This window comes from Actinocrinis sp., from assembly GCF_035946395.1.
Classification (GTDB): domain Bacteria; phylum Actinomycetota; class Actinomycetes; order Streptomycetales; family Catenulisporaceae; genus Actinocrinis.
In genome coordinates this window covers 1-16,143 of record NZ_DASYZI010000459.1, presented here as the reverse complement: position 1 = coordinate 16,143, position 16,143 = coordinate 1, and the positions used below count along the sequence as shown (strand labels likewise).

General features: G+C 67.7%; 22 protein-coding genes and 1 tRNA gene. 14 read left to right on the top strand and 9 right to left on the bottom strand.

The genetic code is table 11. The annotated features are described in order from the left end of the window. Positions 1-1,278 (top strand): transposase (locus VGS97_RS29210; RefSeq protein WP_326856917.1); only part of this gene is annotated, 1,278 nt, incomplete at its 5' end. Between the two features lie 9 nt (positions 1,279-1,287). Here VGS97_RS29210 and VGS97_RS29205 read toward each other — a convergent pair. Next, complete coding sequence (locus VGS97_RS29205) at positions 1,288-2,730, bottom strand: hypothetical protein (RefSeq protein ID WP_326856916.1); 1,443 nt, start codon at positions 2,728-2,730, stop codon at positions 1,288-1,290. Between the two features lie 120 nt (positions 2,731-2,850). Here VGS97_RS29205 and VGS97_RS29200 point away from each other — a divergent pair, with 120 nt between their 5' ends. Beyond that, a complete protein-coding gene (locus VGS97_RS29200; protein WP_326856915.1) occupies positions 2,851-3,603 on the top strand; it encodes a dienelactone hydrolase family protein in 753 nt (250 codons plus the stop codon). A 9-nt stretch (positions 3,604-3,612) separates the two neighbouring features. After that, positions 3,613-3,873 carry a DUF6295 family protein gene (locus VGS97_RS29195; protein ID WP_326856914.1) on the top strand — a complete coding sequence of 87 codons (261 nt, stop codon included), beginning with the start codon at positions 3,613-3,615 and terminating at the stop codon, positions 3,871-3,873. 15 nt (positions 3,874-3,888) lie between these two features. Here the strand turns inward: VGS97_RS29195 and VGS97_RS29190 are convergent, their stop codons facing one another. From VGS97_RS29190 to VGS97_RS29180, 3 genes are read right to left on the bottom strand one after another with little or no spacing between them, the layout of a single operon-like run. Further along, entirely contained in the window at positions 3,889-4,185 is a 297-nt protein-coding gene (locus VGS97_RS29190; RefSeq protein ID WP_326856913.1) for a Dabb family protein, read from the bottom strand. A 55-nt stretch (positions 4,186-4,240) separates the two neighbouring features. After that, the gene (locus tag VGS97_RS29185; RefSeq protein WP_326856912.1) at positions 4,241-5,026 is read right to left on the bottom strand and encodes a PH domain-containing protein; all 786 of its coding nucleotides are present in this window, start codon (positions 5,024-5,026) and stop codon (positions 4,241-4,243) included. 16 nt (positions 5,027-5,042) lie between these two features. Next, positions 5,043-5,213: a hypothetical protein gene (locus tag VGS97_RS29180; protein WP_326856911.1), complete on the bottom strand. Its 171-nt coding sequence runs from the start codon at positions 5,211-5,213 to the stop codon at positions 5,043-5,045. 379 nt (positions 5,214-5,592) lie between these two features. On the opposite strand from VGS97_RS29180, the gene VGS97_RS29175 reads away from it, so the two are divergent. From VGS97_RS29175 to VGS97_RS29165, 3 genes are read left to right on the top strand one after another with little or no spacing between them, the layout of a single operon-like run. Beyond that, entirely contained in the window at positions 5,593-6,795 is a 1,203-nt protein-coding gene (locus VGS97_RS29175; protein ID WP_326856910.1) for an NAD(P) transhydrogenase subunit alpha, read from the top strand. A 6-nt stretch (positions 6,796-6,801) separates the two neighbouring features. Continuing rightward, entirely contained in the window at positions 6,802-7,107 is a 306-nt protein-coding gene (locus tag VGS97_RS29170; protein WP_326856909.1) for an NAD(P) transhydrogenase subunit alpha, read from the top strand. Then, positions 7,104-8,483, top strand: coding sequence for an NAD(P)(+) transhydrogenase (Re/Si-specific) subunit beta (locus VGS97_RS29165; protein WP_326856908.1), 1,380 nt, complete (start codon positions 7,104-7,106; stop codon positions 8,481-8,483). The genes VGS97_RS29170 and VGS97_RS29165 overlap by 4 nt, the downstream gene beginning before the upstream one ends. 112 nt (positions 8,484-8,595) lie before the next feature. Here the strand turns inward: VGS97_RS29165 and upp are convergent, their stop codons facing one another. Further along, entirely contained in the window at positions 8,596-9,234 is a 639-nt protein-coding gene (upp, locus tag VGS97_RS29160; protein ID WP_326856907.1) for a uracil phosphoribosyltransferase, read from the bottom strand. Between the two features lie 115 nt (positions 9,235-9,349). On the opposite strand from upp, the gene VGS97_RS29155 reads away from it, so the two are divergent. The 5 genes from VGS97_RS29155 to VGS97_RS29135 all read left to right on the top strand — a co-directional run bounded on the left by VGS97_RS29155 (position 9,350) and on the right by VGS97_RS29135 (position 11,970). Next, the gene (locus tag VGS97_RS29155) at positions 9,350-9,664 is read left to right on the top strand and encodes a hypothetical protein (RefSeq protein ID WP_326856906.1); all 315 of its coding nucleotides are present in this window, start codon (positions 9,350-9,352) and stop codon (positions 9,662-9,664) included. Between the two features lie 161 nt (positions 9,665-9,825). Continuing rightward, the gene (locus VGS97_RS29150) at positions 9,826-10,365 is read left to right on the top strand and encodes a tRNA adenosine deaminase-associated protein (protein WP_326856905.1); all 540 of its coding nucleotides are present in this window, start codon (positions 9,826-9,828) and stop codon (positions 10,363-10,365) included. 65 nt (positions 10,366-10,430) lie between these two features. Continuing rightward, entirely contained in the window at positions 10,431-11,084 is a 654-nt protein-coding gene (locus VGS97_RS29145) for a hypothetical protein (RefSeq protein ID WP_326856904.1), read from the top strand. A gap of 248 nt (positions 11,085-11,332) precedes the next feature. Beyond that, positions 11,333-11,872: a nucleoside deaminase gene (locus tag VGS97_RS29140; RefSeq protein ID WP_326856902.1), complete on the top strand. Its 540-nt coding sequence runs from the start codon at positions 11,333-11,335 to the stop codon at positions 11,870-11,872. Between the two features lie 10 nt (positions 11,873-11,882). Next, positions 11,883-11,970, top strand: a tRNA-Ser gene (locus VGS97_RS29135). Between the two features lie 71 nt (positions 11,971-12,041). Here the strand turns inward: VGS97_RS29135 and VGS97_RS29130 are convergent. After that, on the bottom strand, positions 12,042-12,869 hold the full coding sequence (locus VGS97_RS29130) for a LytR C-terminal domain-containing protein (RefSeq protein ID WP_326856901.1): 828 nt from the start codon (positions 12,867-12,869) through the stop codon (positions 12,042-12,044). Positions 12,870-12,885: 16 nt separating this feature from the next. After that, the gene (locus VGS97_RS29125; protein ID WP_324842474.1) at positions 12,886-13,179 is read right to left on the bottom strand and encodes a type II toxin-antitoxin system VapB family antitoxin; all 294 of its coding nucleotides are present in this window, start codon (positions 13,177-13,179) and stop codon (positions 12,886-12,888) included. A gap of 458 nt (positions 13,180-13,637) precedes the next feature. On the opposite strand from VGS97_RS29125, the gene VGS97_RS29120 reads away from it, so the two are divergent. From VGS97_RS29120 to VGS97_RS29110, 3 genes are all read left to right on the top strand, one after another. Continuing rightward, positions 13,638-13,835 (top strand): hypothetical protein, encoded by a 198-nt coding sequence (locus tag VGS97_RS29120; RefSeq protein WP_326856900.1) that lies wholly within the window; start codon positions 13,638-13,640, stop codon positions 13,833-13,835. Further along, positions 13,832-14,239, top strand: coding sequence for a type II toxin-antitoxin system VapC family toxin (locus tag VGS97_RS29115; RefSeq protein WP_326856899.1), 408 nt, complete (start codon positions 13,832-13,834; stop codon positions 14,237-14,239). Before VGS97_RS29120 ends, VGS97_RS29115 begins: the two co-directional genes overlap by 4 nt. A gap of 102 nt (positions 14,240-14,341) precedes the next feature. Then, entirely contained in the window at positions 14,342-15,160 is an 819-nt protein-coding gene (locus tag VGS97_RS29110) for a hypothetical protein (RefSeq protein ID WP_326856898.1), read from the top strand. A 240-nt stretch (positions 15,161-15,400) separates the two neighbouring features. Here VGS97_RS29110 and VGS97_RS29740 read toward each other — a convergent pair whose 3' ends face one another. Together VGS97_RS29740 and VGS97_RS29105 are read right to left on the bottom strand one after the other, a co-directional pair. Beyond that, positions 15,401-15,949, bottom strand: coding sequence for a GNAT family N-acetyltransferase (locus VGS97_RS29740; protein ID WP_349262313.1), 549 nt, complete (start codon positions 15,947-15,949; stop codon positions 15,401-15,403). 4 nt (positions 15,950-15,953) lie between these two features. After that, a partial coding sequence (locus VGS97_RS29105; protein WP_326856897.1) for a UTRA domain-containing protein occupies positions 15,954-16,143 on the bottom strand: 190 nt, incomplete at its 5' end.

Genomic DNA, 16,143 nt, shown 5'->3' with positions numbered 1-16,143 from the left:
CTCTCGCTCGAACCGGTGCATCGGCGCGGGCACCAGATGCTGTATCTCGCCCTGGCGCGGGCGCGGGTCGATATTGTCCGGTTACGCCGGTCGCTGGCGGGACTGTCCCCGCCGCGTAGCCGGGACGGGCGTGTGCGTCTGGCGCTGGACGTGTCGGGCTATCCGCGGCCGTATGCGGCGACCAGCCCGGAGCGGTTGCACACGCAGGGCTCTTGTTCCTGCGATGGTCAGCGGCATACCAAGGCGGGATGGCCGTTCTCGTTCCTGGTCGCGCTGCAGGCGGGGCCGGGTTCGTTCACGGCGGTGCTCGACGCGGCGCGCATCGCGCCAGCCGATGATGTCACCGAGGTCAGCGCGGTGCAGATCCGCCAGGCGGTCGAGCGGCTGGTGACGGCGGGTTGGTGGCGCTGCGGCGACCCACCGATCGTGATCGCGGTGGACGCCGGGTACGACGTGGCCCGCCTCGCGTTCCTGCTGGCGGGCCTGCCGGTCGAGCTGGTCGGGCGGGTGCGCGCGGACCGGGTGTTCCACCGACCGGCCCCGGCGCGCAAGCCGGGGCGCGGGCGCCCGGCGCGGCACGGAGCCAGATTCGCGTTCACCGACCCGGCGACATGGGGCGATCCGGATCAGGCCACCTGCACGCAGGGCACCCGGTACGGGACGGCGGGTACGCAGGCCTGGTGGCGGCTGCATCCACGGCTGGGCGAGCGCAGCGGCTGGGACGGGCACGAGGGCGAGTTGCCCCTGGTGGAGGGCACCGTGATCCACTTGAGCGTCGAGCGCCTGCCCGGAAACCGCGCGCCCAAGCCAGTGTGGCTGTGGTGCTCGAATCCGCAGGCCGACGCGCAGCAGGTGGATCAGGCCTGGTCTGCATACCTGCGCCGGTTCGATATCGAGCACATGTTCCGGTTGTTCAAGCAGACACTCGGCTGGACCCGGTATCACCCGCTCCAGCCGAGCCAGGCGGAGACCTGGACCTGGCTGCTGATCGCCGCCTACACCCAGTTGCGCCTGGCCCGGGGACTTGTAGCCGACCGGCCCCGCCCGTGGGAACGCGCCGTACGCCCCGACGCGCCGCCCACCCCGGCCCGGGTCCGCCGCGAATTTCGCCGCATCCAGCCGGACCTGCCCAATCCCACCAGCGCGCAGAAAAAGACCACGCCGGGACCGGGACGGCCCCGGGGCACCATCCGACCCCCGCGACCACGCTACACATCCGGCAAGAACCCGGGGAAACCAGACACGACACCAACAGCCAAGACCGAATCAGAAGCCTAAAAACTCAAGCTAACGCGAACCGACAATACGTCGAACTGAACGGTCCTGGGGCCTGGCGGGAAGTTTCCCGTCAGGCCCCAGCTCTTGCGGGCCTGACCCTTGTGACCCGGACTCCTTTGGTTCAGACCCCTGCGACCCGGCCTCCTGCACGGGCTGGCGCGTCACGCGCAGCACGTCGGCGGTCATCAGCGCCGCCGTCACAACCGGCCCGATCATCGAGGCGACCGCGGCCGTCGTCAGCGGGCCGAGTGGTACGGCGAACACCGCGATCATCGTCACCACGCCGAGGCTCCAGGCGACCAACACGGTCTGCTGCCGGTTCAACGCGGTCAGCGCCGACTGCAACACGTTCGCGACGAGCAGGAACAGCGTGCCGGTGGCCAACTCCATCAGGAACCCGGCGGACAAGTCGGCCCGCGTGCCCATGATCGTGCGCAGCACCCAGGGCCCGAACAGGCCGGTCCCGGCGATCGCGGCGAGCCCGGCGCCGACGCACACCGCGACCAGCGCGGCGGTGGTCCGGCGCACCGCGTCCATCCGGCCGTGCGCAGCCGCCGCGGTGAGCTTCGGCAGCAGCGGGGCTTGGAGCGGGAACAGGATGAGCAGCGCCATCCGGGTCAGCCCGATCGCGGAGCTGACCGCGACCGCCAGCGCCGCGTCTTTGGGAGCGGTGAGCCTGCTGGTGACGACCAGCGGCACCGCGTACATCAGCACCTGGCCGGCGAGCACTCCGCCGGTCAGCCGCGCCAGCCGCGCCGCGGCCTGGTTCGCGGTCTCCGGCTCGCCGCTCGCCGCGGCCCCCTCCGGCGCGGCCACCGGAATCGGCGCGCGCGCCACGAACAGCCCCGACACGGCCGCAGCCGCCGAACCCAGCGCGAAGACGAGTCCGTAAGCCCAGGTGGATCCGTAACCGGACACCGCGAGCAGGATGCTCGGCACCAGCCGGGCCAGGCCTTCCACCACCATCGTGATCGCGTACGAGCGGAACTGCTGACGCCCGGAGAGCACGCCGCGCACCAGGAACGCCGCCCAGATGGAGACCAGTCCGAGCACCAGTTCGGCGAAGACGACCCAGTTCCCGTGCATCCAGTGCCGGGTCATGTAAGGACTGGCCGCGCACACGGCCGCGATCGTCCCGACCCCGACCCAGGCCGCGTTGCGCACCTGGTGCCGGATGACTTGCGACTCGTCGTGGCCCAGTGCCAGTGCCCGGCTCACCGCGCGGGTCATCTCCTGCTCGAACGCGGCGAACATGCCGGTACCGATCGCGGAGAGCAGGAAGTAGAGTCCGGGCAACGGCACGACCAGTGCCGGGTCCAGCGAGTGGTTGACGACGGCGAGGAATCCCGAACCCGCGGCCGCGGACAGCCCGAGCCCGGCCGCCAGCAGGATGACCGGCCGGTTGAGCAGGGACATCAGGCGCGTTGCCCGGCCGTTAGCTGCGGTATCCATGACTTCCGCATGGTAGCGCAGCGGCTGTGACCGCCTTCGCCCCCTACGTGGTCACGAGTTGGAGGGCCGACTCTTAGCCTGGCTACCGATCGGTGGGCGAAAGGGTGGAAGATGTGCCCCATGAGTGATGCATTCATCTCCGCCACCGAGCGGATCACCGGACACGGCGGCGCCGAGATCGAGGCCTACACCGCGCGTCCGCAGGACTCGCACCCGCGCGGCGGCGTCGTCGTCATCCACCACCTGCCCGGATACGACGACCAGACGAAGGAGATCGTCCGCCGCTTCGCCCATCTCGGCTTCAACGCGGCGATGCCCAACCTGTTCTGGCACGACGCGCCCGGCGCCGCTCCCGACGACGCCGCCGCGGCCGGCCGGGCCAAGGGCGGCGTCCCGGACGAGCGCCTCGTGGGTGACGTGGCCGGCGCCGCCGAGTACCTGCGTTCGCTGCCGAACGCCAACGGCAAGGTCGGCGTGATCGGCTACTGCTCGGGCGGCCGTCAGTCGGTGCTCGCCGCGTGCAGCCTGCCGCTCGACGCGGCCGTCGACTGCTACGGCGCCTTCGTCACCGGAGACCCGTCGGCGCTTGAGGGCCACCCGATGCGCAACGTGTCCACGCTCGAAAACAGGCTGGCCGACCTGCGATGCCCGCTGCTCGGCCTGTTCGGCGCGCAGGACTCGTACCCCTCGCCCGACGAGGTCGCGCAGCTCGAACACCTCCTGACCGAGCACGGCAAGAGCTTCGAGTTCCACACCTACGACGACGCCGGCCACGCCTTCTTTGCCGTTGAGCGGCCCGCGTTCCGCCCGCAGTCCGCCAAGGACGGCTGGGAGCGCATCGAAGCGTTCTTCGGCAAGTACCTGAGCGCTTAGGAGCTATCGATGTGCACTTACATCACGGCCAAGCTTGACGCCGCCGGCAGCGCCAAGGGCGCCGACGGCTGGTTCACGCTGAGCGAGACGACCGTCTACTTCGACCACCCCGTGCACGCCGCCGCCGAACACACGCTGAACATCGACTTCCGCAATCCGGAACGCGGCGCCGGTGCGCGGGTCGCGGTCGAACTCACTGCGCAGACCGCACGCGCCCTCGCGCACGCGATCCTGGAAACCCTCGACGCCGTGCCGGAAGACCTCATCTAGCCGCGCTTGCCCGGCTCACGGCACCACGAAGTCGCCGACGGAGACGGTGTACACCTCGCCCAGCGCGGCCGACACCTTCTGGTGCTCCGGATCGGTCAGGTAGGCCGTGAGCCCGGCCTCGTCGGCCACGTCGCAGATCAGCGCGAAGTCGTTCGAGACCGGGCGTGATCCGAAGCACCAGTGCGTCTCCCAGGACAGCACCGGCGCGAGCGTCGGACCGAGCGCGGTCAGCGCGGCAGAAGCGGCCTGTACCCGCGGATCGTCGCGGGTCAGGCCGTCTTTGAGTTTGAACAGCACGATGTGTCGGATCATGCGGGAAAGGCTAGTGCCTGCCTCGCCCGCACCGACTCTGCTGCCCGAACACGCCCTAACCGTCCATCTGACCGGTCAGTGACACGTCGCCGTTCGGGTTCACCTGCCCGCCGATCACGATGTTCTTCGGGTTCGGCTTCGGGCTGCCGGCGAACAGCAGGTGCGTGATCTGCATGTTGATGTTGTCGGGATCGGGGACGAAGGGGATGAGCTTGAGCGGCTGGTCCTGTCCGGCCGACTCGACGTCGAAGAGGCCGAATCCCAGCGCCTTGCCCATCGCGCTCTGCCGGTAGGCCATGTCGGTCAGCTTGCCGACCGGCATCGTGCGCACCGTTTTGGCGACGATCCCCTCGATCACCACGATCCGCTTGTTGGTCAGCACGAAGAAGCGGTCGGCCCACTCGGCGACCTGTATCAGCGCCCAGCCGATCACGATCAGCAGCACGATCAGCAGCATCCCGCCGACGCCGAACCGCTTGTTCTGCACCAGCCACGAGATCCCGTAGGCGATGGCCGCGACGACGACCGTGGCGAACAGTTGCGTGCGCGCGTCCGCCTTGCGCAGCGCCATCGCCTTTTGCAGATCCCAGATCGTTGCGATGACCCAGAGCACCCACAAGCCCCACAGGATCCACGCGACGTTGAGCGCGTTACCGGTCTTCACCGGTTGCGTCACGTCGACGCCTATCGTCGCGAACGCGCCCGCGACGATCAGCGCGACCGGCTGGATCAGCTGCGCCCAGTGGAACCTGGTGTACTTCACCAGCTTCTCGCCCGGGTCGAGGTACTTGCGGATGTGGGCCGGAGCCTCGCTGGCCGCGATGGACGGGAACATGGTCATGCGTTGACGGCCGCCGTTAGTGGACGTTGCTGTGGAAGCTGACGATGTTGCCTATGTCGTGGAAGAAGTTCGACACGATCTTGAACGCGTCCTCGACGAAGCTCGACGTCGTTACCGGGTCGTGCACGATCCAGAACAGTAAGAACAGTGCGATGCCCCATTGGATGGCCGGCTGAATCTTCGGCATCTTGATGGTGACTCCCCTCCGAACGCGACACCGCCGGCTATACCGGTCCGACTAGTGGAACCGTGCGGGTCAGACCGTTGACGACGGACCACGTGCTGCACTAAGCCTCTCCGGTACCAGCGTATCCTGATCTGCTTCTTACCGGCTGACTTCTAGAGGGTTACCCGGTCGCACCCGGTGCGGAAACCGAAGTGGCACAAGGTGGCCGCCGTCATCGCCCGATAGTTCCCGGAACACAACGATTCGTCCGGCCGTTCGGTTGCGTCACGCGCTTACCGGTCAGCGCCCGCTCGGCAATGGTCGGGTGACCTGTCTCAGGCGACAATACTTTCACGAGGTGCCTTCCCCCGGCTCCTACCGGACAGGTACGGTGCACGCCATGCGTATCGGAGTGCTGTCGGAGAGCAGGCCGGGTGAGCGTCGGGTGGCGTTGCCGCCCGACGCGGTGACCGCGCTGTGCGCCGCCGAGGACACGACTGTGATCGTGCAGGCGGGCGCGGGTCGCCACCTTCATGCCACTGACGACGATTACCGTGCCGTCGGTGCGCAGATAGCCGACAGCGCGGAAAGCATCGCCGCCGAGGTCGATCTGTTGACGGTGGTCAACCCTCCGGAAGCGTCCGTCATCACCGCCATGCGGCCCGGTTCCAGCCTGCTTGGCCTGCTCAACCCTTTCCAAGAGCATCGCGCGATGCTGACTGCGCGTGACCATGGCGTCACTACGTACGCACTCGAACTCGTCCCCCGTATCTCCCGCGCGCAGAGCGTTGACGCGTTGTCGTCTCAAGCGCTTGTCGCGGGTTATCGCGCGGCACTCGTCGGCGCGGACCTGCTGCCGCGTTTCTTCCCGCTGTTCATGACCGCTGCCGGCACCATCCCGCCGGCTCGCGTCCTCGTGCTCGGCGCCGGCGTCGCGGGCCTCCAAGCGATCGCGACGGCCCGCCGCCTCGGCGCGGTGGTCAGCGGTTACGACGTGCGCGCGGCCGCCGCGGACGAAGTGCGCTCGCTTGGCGCGACGTTCATCGAGCTCAATCTTGAGACTCAGGAAGGCACCGGCGGCTACGCCAAGAGCCAGAGCGCCGACTTCGCCAGTCGGCAGCACGCGGCGCTCGCCCCGTATGTCGCCGATGCCGACGTGGTGATCACCACCGCGGCGATCCCCGGGCGCACCGCACCGCTGCTGGTGACCGAGGAGATGGTCGCCAAGATGCGCCCCGGTTCTGTCGTGGTCGACCTGGCCGCGCAGAGCGGCGGTAACTGCGCGCTGTCCAAGCCCGGCGAGACCGGCGTGTTCGGGGGCGTGTCGGTGTGGGGCGGCGCGGACGTGCCCTCGCAGCTGCCGGTGCACGCCAGCAAGCTCTACGGGGCGAACATCTCGGCGTTCGTCGCCCTGCTGAAGGCCGGCGACGAGCAGGACGAGATCCTCAGCGGCTCCCGGGTCACGCAGGGTGGCCGGTTCGTGCACGAAGCCGTGCGCAAGGCGCTGGCCCCCGACGAGCCGGAACCCGAGCCGGCGGTGAAAACCGAGCCCGCAGCGCAACCCGGACCCGACCGGACCGACGAACCCGAGCAAGGGGAGTAGAAGCGCGTGGCGAACCAAATCGGCGGCGTCGGCCTGCTGACCATCTTCGTGCTCGCGGTGTTCGTGGGCTTCGAGGTGGTCTCCAAGGTCTCCGCGATCCTGCACACCCCGCTGATGTCGGGGGCGAACGCGATCCACGGCGTCGTCCTGGTCGGCGCGATCCTGATCACCGGTACCGCCTCGGGCCCGGTGCAGATCATCCTCGGCCTGATCGCGGTCGTGCTCGGCACGGTCAACATGGTCGGCGGGTTCGTGGTCACCGACCGGATGCTGCGGATGTTCTCCGCGAAGCGCAGTGAGGACCGGCGATGAGCAACGGCGTCCTGTTCGGCGACCTGATCGCCGCCGTCTGTTTCATCCTCGCGCTCAAGGGCCTGTCCGCGCCGCGCACCGCCCGCTACGGCAACTGGGCCGGCGCGGCGGGCGCCGCACTCGCCGTGATCATCTCGCTGAGCACCGGCCACCTCCAGCACGTCGGCCTGATCCTGCTCGCGGTCGTGATCGGCGCGGTGATCGGCGTGCCCGCGGCGACCCGGGTGAAGATGACCGCGATGCCGCAGCTGGTCGCGATCTTCAACGGCGTCGGCGGCGGCGCGGCGGCGGTGGTCGCCCTGGTCGAGTTCCTGACCGTGGCGCACAACTCCTCGCTCATCAGCGCAGGCGACCAGGTGGCCACCGTCTTCACCATCCTGGTCGGCTCGGTCTCCTTCTCCGGCTCGATGATCACCTTCGCCAAGCTCCAGGAGCTGATGACGACCCGGCCGGTGGTGCTGCCCGCCGGGCGCTGGATCTCCTCGGGCGTCTTCGCCGCCGCCATCGTGCTCGGGATCGTCGGCGTCCCGGTGCGCTCGACCGGTCTGCTCGTCGTGCTGATGCTGGTCTCCCTCGGCCTAGGCGTGTTGTTCGTGCTCCCCGTCGGCGGCGCGGACGTCCCGATCGTCATCTCGCTGCTCAACGCATTCACCGGCCTGACCGTCGCGGCCTCCGGCTACGTCCTGGGCAACACGCTGCTGATCGTCGCCGGCACCCTGGTCGGCGCCTCCGGCACGATCCTGACCCGGCTGATGGCCGCGGCCATGGGCCGTCCGATCACCGGCATCCTGTTCGGCGCGTTCCGCGCTCAGGTCGGCGGACCGGCCGCAGCCGCCGAGAACCGCCCCGTACGCTCCGGTACGCCCGAGGACATCGCCATCCTGCTCGGCTACGCCCGCAAGGTGATCATCGTCCCCGGCTACGGACTCGCGGTGGCCCAGGGCCAGCACACGATCCGCGAACTGGCGGACCTGCTCGCCGCGCGCGGCGTGAAGGTGGCGTACGGCATCCACCCGGTCGCCGGCCGCATGCCCGGCCACATGAACGTGCTGCTCGCTGAGGCGAACGTGCCCTACGAGGCGCTGCTCGAAATGGACGAGGCGAACTCGGAGCTCTCCAGCGCCGACGTCGCCCTCGTGGTCGGCGCGAACGACGTGGTCAACCCGGCCGCGAAGACGACGCCCGGCGCACCGATCTACGGCATGCCGATCATCAACGTGGACCAGGCGGCCGCAGTGGTCTTCTGCAAGCGCTCACTGCGCCCCGGCTTCGCGGGCATCGAGAACGAGCTGCTCTACGACCCCAAGACCACGCTGCTGTTCGGTGACGCGAAGGAAAGTCTCGGCAAGGTGGTAGCCGCCGTAAAGAGCCTCTAGGCCCAACCCTCGGCCACCCCCCACCCCCAGCCTTACCTCCTGGCCTCAGCCCCCGCTCACCTGCCCCTACCTAGCCCTCTATAACCTTCTATCGCTCATGTCCTATAAAGCCCTACACAACTCCATACAGCCGGTCCCCCGCGTCCCCCAACCCCGGGACGATGTAGCCGTGCTCGTTGAGGTGCTCGTCCACCGCGGCCGTCACCACCGTGACCGGGATCGACCCGTCCGCGAATTCCTCTTCCAGCTTCGCGATGCCTTCCGGCGCCGCGAGCAGGCAGATCGCGGTCACGTCACGTGCCCCGCGCTCGGCCAGCAACCGGATCGCCGCGACCAGCGTGCCGCCGGTGGCGAGCATCGGGTCCAGCACATAGCACTGCCGGTCCGAGATGTCGTCCGGCAGCCGGGTGGCGTAGGTCGAGGCGGTCAGCGTGCCTTCGTCGCGCACCATGCCCAGGAACCCGACCTCGGCCGTCGGCAGCAGCTTGACCATCCCGTCGAGCATCCCGAGCCCGGCCCGCAGGATCGGCACGACCAGCGGCTTCGGCGCGGCCAGCCGTACTCCGCGGGCCAGTGCGACCGGCGTGACCACGTCCACCGGGAAGACCCGCACGTCCCGCGTCGCCTCGTAGGCGAGCAGGGTGACCAGTTCGTCGGCCAGCCGCCGGAAGGTCGGCGAGTCCGTGTTCAGATCGCGCAGCGTGGTGAGCTTGTGGGCGATCAGCGGGTGATCGGCGACGTGGATGCGCATGCACGGAGTCTATGCGGGCAATCATCACCCTCAAGACGGTTGTGCCGTCCTGACGAGCAGGTAAGGTCGAAACAGCGGAAGGAAACGGCCGAACAAGGACGAAAGGGGCCCAGAAGTGGCCGACCGCGGCCGGACGAGCGAGAACCCCGACGACGACGCACGCGCCGACCACGCCACCCAGCCTGCGGTGGGCGGTCCGGAGCAGATCAACGGTGCACCTCGCGTATCCAGCGCATCCGGCAAATCCGGTGCGCCCGACACCGTCCATCCCCACCCCGAGGACGCCGACTCCGAGCGCAACCGCAGGATGCGCCGCGCCCAGTTCCTGGCCGACCTCGCCGAGGCCCGCGAACTGCGCAAGCGGGTGGCCCCCCGCCGGGCTCGCGCCGCCGAGCTGCACGCGCGAGTACTCCGTACCTTTCGGTACTGATCCACCGGCCTGATCTGCCTGACCATCCCGTCGATACGCACGTTCCAACCGGTGCCGAGGAGCATCGCTATCTGTCACGATGCGAAGTGCGAGCATCGTTCATGAAGCGTGATGCATGTATTGCACCGGTTCGTGGTACGCATCGGCTGGAGAGGACGGACATGGCACGGCGGGCGGACTACCTGGAGTTCGACGACGAACTCGTGGACTTCGCCGTCGCCGCCTTCCAGGAGGACGGGCGGTGGGCGGCCGTGGGTCTGCCTCCCCATGTGGCCGAGTCGCTCGACGCGTTCCTGTTCGCCTTGCACCAGCAGAACTCGGAGGGCCCTACGGTCGGTCTGGTCGGTCTGGGCGACGAGTACTTCGTGGCGGCCAGGCCGGTCGGCCGGGACGTGCGGCTGTTCCTGTCCAACGTGGCGGTCGCCGTGGACGACCGGATCGCCGGGGACGTGGTCGAGCGGCTGCACCCGGCGGCCGATCCGCGGGAGACCGCCGAGGTGCCGATCGGGGACCTGGAGATCTTCGCCGACCTGGGGCTCGGCGCGCTGGACCTCGCGGCGGTCTGCGAGCGGTTGCAGTTCGAGCGGGACCTGGGCCTGCGCGAGGCCGTCGGGGGGATAGCGTCCCGGATCGGATTCGGCGACCAGTTCGCCCTGGCCGCCCGGCGGGACGAACAGGTGGACGAGTGGCGTGATGGTTGAGTTCGAGTAGTGGATTTCGAGTGGTGAGATCGGCCGCGCGGACTGGTCGACCGCGCGGTCATGGGATGCGAGGGGAGAGTGTGCTCGCCGTGGCGTACTTCGCCGCACTGCTGGCGCGGTCAGCGGACCGCTGGACGGCCCACGACGCCGATCTGGACGAGATCGAGGACGTCGCCGGGCTGGTGGAGTTCATGCGGGAGGCCCCGCAGGACGATGAGGAGGAGGACGAGCCGGACACCACCGTGCTGCTGCTGGAGCAGGAGGACGTGTGGTTCGCCGTGGTCCGCCTCGACGCCGAGGAGGACCCGCGGCTGTTCGTCTCCGACATGGCCGCGGTCTCCCGGTCGGCCTACGGGGACCTGCTGCTGTCCGCCGACCTGGTGCCGGTCGGCCCGGACGGCCGCCCCACCGAGGAACCCGCGACCGGCGACGGCGACGGAGACAGCACCGAGGATAGTAACGGTGGCGGTGACGAGGACGAGGACGAGACCGGTGAACCCACCGTCCGACCAGACCTAGCTAACCTCGACGCCGCCGATCCCGCCGGACGTCGCCCACGGCGCTCCGGACCGGCCGGCGACGCCGAGCTGCTGGCCGACTTCGGAGTCCGCGCGGCCAAGCTGGTCGGCCTGTGCGGAGGCGGTCTGCCACCCGCAGAAGCACTGGCCGACCTAGCCGAAGCCCTAGGCGCCGCAGACGAGCTAGAGGAAGTCCGCTGACCTCCTCGGCCCCACCGCCCACCCCCGCGTCGTCGAGCTCAGTGCCGCCCAACGCCGTGCCCTCCACCCCGACGCCGTCCACCCTGACGCCGTCCAACCCACTGCCCTCCACCCCGGCCCCGGCGCACTCGAACCCAGCATCGCCCACCCCAGCATCGCCCACCCCGGCGCCGTCCGACATTGCGCCGCCGAGCCCGACGTCACCCAGCACCACGTCGTCTGCCCCCACTCCGATCACCCCTACACCGATGACCCCCACACCATCCGCCCCCACCTCACCTGCCCCCGCCGCCCCATCTGGCCCGCCCGCCCTACCCAACTGGCTCGTCGCCCGCTACACCCCCTGGATGCGTGAGGCGCTGGCCGAAGCCGAGCAAGCCCCACGCACCGGCGACGTCCCGATCGGCGCGGTAGTCGTCAACGCAGAGGGCCAGATCGTCGGCCGAGGCCGCAACGTACGCGAGGCGGACGCCGACCCGGTCGGCCACGCCGAGATCGTTGCGCTGCGAGCGGCGGCCCAGACAACAGGCGCGTGGCGACTCTCCGGGCACACCCTCGTCGTCACGCTCGAACCCTGCGCCATGTGCGCTGGCGCGGCGGTGCTGGCCCGGGTCGACCGGATCGTGTTCGCCGCCTTCGACCCGAAGGCGGGCGCGGCCGGCTCGCTATGGGACATCCCGCGCGATCACCGGCTCAACCACCGCCCCGAGGTCGTCGCGGGGATTCTCGCCGCCGAGTCCCACGAACTGCTTGAGAAATTTTTCGCGTCACACCGGCCGGTCCGGTAAGGTTCTCCCCGGTGACGTGTCCGAGCGGCCTAAGGAGAACGCCTCGAAAGCGTTTGTGGTGCAAGCCACCCGGGGTTCAAATCCCCGCGTCACCGCCAGCTGAGGGCCGGTAGTCGTATCAACCGACTACCGGCCCTCTCGCTTTGCTGCTCAACACATCAGCTGCACATCAGCTGCATTTACCCGTCGCGTTCGGGGGTGCCGTCTGCGGCTGCCGCGCTTGCTGTACCTGCTTCAACGCTGCTGATACCTGATCAGGACTCGCTAGCGCGGTGTACGCGGTGCCCAGCACCAGATCGATGGTGTTGTCCGCACGCGTGTCAGCACGTAGTTGCGAGCCGACGACCTCGGCTGCGACGACTCGCATTGCGGCGGCGTCGGCCAGAGCGCCGCGCACCTCGGCGGCGGTGCCCAGGTTTGCCTTGAGCGGATCGTTGGTGACCTTGTCGATGGTGAAGCCGCGCTGCTTGAGGACCGCTGCTGCTGCGGCGGCCAAGCCGTGGCGGTTGGTCGAGTTGTAGACGTTCAGCTTGATCTGAGCCGCCGTCGGCAGTTGCCCGGCGAACGTCCGCGCGGCTGCTGCTGCGGCAGCGTCGGCCCTCGCCGGGCAACTCCCGGCCGCCGGAACCTGCGATGGTGAGCCGATCAGCGTGCCGACCCCGTAAGCTCCGGTGCCGACGAGCACGAGCCCGGCAGCGCCAGCGGCGATCATGCGGCGTCTGCGCCGGGTCCGGCGGCGGAACGGCACGTACTGGTCCTCCGCGCCGACCCGGAACTTCTTGCCCCCGATCTCCTTCGCCGACCGCGAGGCGGTGCTCCCGTCGAGCTGAAGCGGCTCATCCTGCGGACCCGGCTGTGGGTCCGTGGCCGTGGCGTTGGCAGAGTAAGCGGCTGGCCCGTCCGCGGCGGTCTGCGCGGGCGGCTCGCCGAGCGGCTTGTCCTCGGACGGCCCGGGGTGAGAAGGCGTCAGATCCATGCCCAGACGGTACCCGGACACTTACCGACGGTAATCTTCAATCGAGGTCGAGTACCCGCGCATGGAGTACAGTCCGCTGCTGCAACGCGGCGCGCACCGCCCGGTGCAGGCCGTCCTCCAAAAACAGCTCGCCGCGCCACTTCACCACGTGCGCGAACAGGTCTCCGTAAAAGGTCGAATCCTCGGACAGCAGCGCGTCCAAGTCCAACTGGCGGCGCGTGGTGACCAGCTGGTCAAGCCGCACCTGCCGGGGCGCGACCTCCGCCCAGCCCCGTGACGAACGCCCGTGGTCGGGATATGGGCGCCCGTCCCCAATCCGCTTGAAGATCACCCAAATAGCCTACCGGTTGGCAGCCTCGCGCTCCGCGTGTACGCGCTCCGCGTTACGTAACAAGTCCCGAATCAGTGGTGACGCCGCGTCATCTGACACCGCATGCAATGGTGCCGGATGGTCAGCTAAAGAGGGGCCCCGATCACAGCATGTGATCGGGGCCTCGTCCGGCGGAGGATACGAGATTTGAACTCGTGAGGGGTTGCCCCCAACACGCTTTCCAAAATCCGCCGCAACCGTTCAGTGAGCTGCACGAATGGCATGACCTGCCGAGATGGCAGCTGCCGTGCAGCTAGAGCAGTCCGAGTCGGCCGTGCGAACCGGGCCGAACTGAGACGGGAAGCGAGACGGCCCGTCTCAGTCCTCCGCGCTGGTGGGCGCAGAAATTTGACCACGAGTCGGCCGTAGCGCCGTACCCTAGAAGTAGCGGGCTGTTCAGGGATGAGCCGGAGGTACCGATGACGACGAACGCCGCAGAGCCGGAGCCGTTTCCACCTCGTCATGAGCCGACGCTGGAGGAGATCATCCGCGAGAAGCAGCCGGGGGCGGACTACAGCTTGGCCGACTTCGCGGAACTGAACCCCTTCGAGTCCGATGAGGAGATCGACGAGTTCATCGCCGCAGTGCGCGAGTGGCGCAACGAGAGCCTGGCGTGAGCGCCCCTGCCGTTCTGCTCGACACCGATGTCGCCTCGGCCGAGTTCAAGCGCAAATCTTTGCCCATCTTGGCGAGAGTGTCCTCCGCCTATCGCCCGGTGATCTGCTTCGTCACCTTCGGCGAGATGACCAAGTGGGCTGAACTGCGCTCGTGGGCGCCGCACAACCGCACCCGCCTTAATCAGTGGCTCACCTTGATGCCGACAATCCACAGCAGCGACAGCATCGCTCGGACCTGGGGCGAGTTGTCTGCTGCCGCTGTCCAGCGGGGCCGGCCCCGCCCACAGAACGACATGTGGATCGCAGCTGTGTGCCTCACTCACGGAATTCCGCTTGCGACGCTGAACCTGAAGGACTTCGAGGACTTCGAGTCGCATCACGGGCTGCGTATCATTAGGGCGTAGCGAACTACTCCGGTGGCTGCCACGCCGCCGACTTCGCCTGGTATTTCCTACGCTCAGTCCCGATCCAAATTTGCCGGGCTATCCTTGCGCCAGGGGGACAGAATGCCAAAACAACTCACTGTCCATAATGCCACGATCGCCACGGCCGCCGTCGAGATTAAGACGCTCACGATCAGCGGCAAGCAGGTCACCCTCGCGGTATTTCGCCAGCTCCGCGAAGAAGCCCTCATTGCCGAGGACGGAACGCTCAACGGCATTCCCTGGGGATACGTCAACTACCACCCTGACAAGTGTGCCGATCACCGCCCGCACCGACACTATGTCTGGCAGGGAGGCGACGAACTCCTACGATCGAATATAGTAAGGGTTCCGCAGTTCGATTTCGCATACGGGCGTGAAGGTGCATCGCAATCATTCTCGGTAGAGGATGCGGACTTGGTACTCAATGGCCGCGTCCGCGAGTGGCTTTATGGACGTCGCGACACTGCTCCGCTAATACGACGCAACGAATACAGCTCAGCGCACAAGCAAGAGCGCACCCTGGCTACCAGATTTGGATTCACAGTCGAAGCCATCGCATCTGATGCGGCATTGAAAGCAGCCAGCAAGAAGGTCGAACTCGACAATAGCCAGGAGTCACTGGATCAAGCCAAGGCCAGAGTGGCGAATAAACCCGATAGCCTCGACACCCCGCCATGGCGCCGTGACGACCTCACTGGATACCAGAATCGTGTCGTCGAAAACACTGCTGCGCTCGCCGAAGCTATTGCTGAGCTTGATGCGGAGATCGGGGATGTGCCCCAAGCGGAACTTGAGGCTGCGCTGGCCGCAGTCCTACAAGCTGAGGCTGACCGACGCCAGAGGCACCGCGATGTTCGCGAAGCCTTGGACGCACTCCCGCAACTCTTTATAGCGGTTTGAGGCGCATCGCCTGAGTTTGGCCATCACTTGCGTTGTTCCTGGCGTGATCGCCTTGCCGCTGTCGGGCTGGCCATTGCTGTCATCGCCGAGCCGACCATACAGGCCTCCCGGCATAATCAGACGAGCTGCCAAGCAATGAAAACTCGCGCCCGGTCCGTACCGCGTGCACGACGGTGGTGTATTCTTGGCCGCCGGTCCTAATGCTCCGCCAGAAATTTAGGCTGGACTAAACCTGAGCCTCTAAAGGCTAGTCATGGCAACGTGAAAATGTCTGCCAGAAACCCTGTCGACGGCGCTACTAAGGCATGCTTTACGCTCGAACAGAGCGCCGGAGACGCGGTGTGGTAGGTCTACTGTGCGCACGTGTCTGAAGCCGTTCGCCGCATAATATGCCTGAAGCCGCGTATTGGACTTGTTGGTATCTAACCGCACCCATGTCCGACCGGCGCGCACCGTATAGTCGGCAGCGAAGTCGAGTAGCAGGGCGCCGATACCATGGCCAGCGTGGGTGCGAGTCACGGTCAATCGGTGAACGTATAGCGCGTCGGGTGGTTGCGGACCCCATAGCTCTGGATCTGGCATCTCGTCGATTGACACAGTCGCGATGAGTGGGCCGTCTTCTTGAATTCGGACGGCCCAGACTTCACCGCGCGCAATTCGCTCGGGTACCGGGCCAGGGCCATCGCGAAGCCACGAAATCCCACGGCCAGCAAGCCACGCCGACGCTTCTGTAAGCAGCGCCTCAACCTGCTCGGCGTCCCTGCTAACCGCCAGGCGTACACAGAGCATGCGATTACCCGGCAAGTTCGTACTGGATGACGTGTCGGTCTGCCGGCAGCACAGTGACAGCGACCCGCACAGCTCGTGCGTCGCCGTCGTACCCGGTACGCGTGTGCTCCTGCACGGGAATGCCGGCACCGATGTGAAGAGCGTCAGCCTCGTCAGGCGTCGGCATCCTGGCCATGATCCGGTCTAGGTAGCGG